1 pseudogene is annotated in these 475 nt (G+C 30.5%); it reads right to left on the bottom strand.

The window, feature by feature from the left end:
- Window positions 1-79: 79 nt before the first annotated feature.
- Window positions 80-475, bottom strand: a pseudogene (locus E6A48_RS11435) (outer membrane lipoprotein carrier protein LolA); the annotation flags it as partial.

The raw sequence follows: 475 nt of genomic DNA on the forward strand, positions 1-475 counted from the left end.
GGTAAGACCTTTTTTTTCTCTAGCATTTTTTAATATTTGTCCTATGGTTTCCATATAATTTAAAATCCTTATAATTTTTTTAATTGCCTGATATTAAACCATCTTTTAAAACCTGCATCTCTTCAGGTATAACAGGTACAAATGTCTTGTTATCATATTGAACATTATATCTAATAGACTTAAACAAATATTCTACGGGTACATTGGTGGTAGATATTCCAAGTATTCTAATAATCATGCCGTCTTCAGCAATCCACAAATGTATTGTAGGAAACCCTGTTCTATCAACACTAGCTTGCTTAGGAGTAAGAAGCATATGATAAGCCAATCTATTGTCATCACCAGTATATTGAGAACTATTATATCCAGATATATTTAAAGCACTGCCGTCAAAACTACTAACTGGTCTTAATGCCCTATCAGAATAAAAATCTATATTATATTTAGATATAAGTCTTGATATACCTGCCTTTGT

The organism is Brachyspira pilosicoli (genome assembly GCF_019402445.1).
Classification (GTDB): Bacteria; Spirochaetota; Brachyspiria; order Brachyspirales; family Brachyspiraceae; genus Brachyspira; species Brachyspira pilosicoli_B.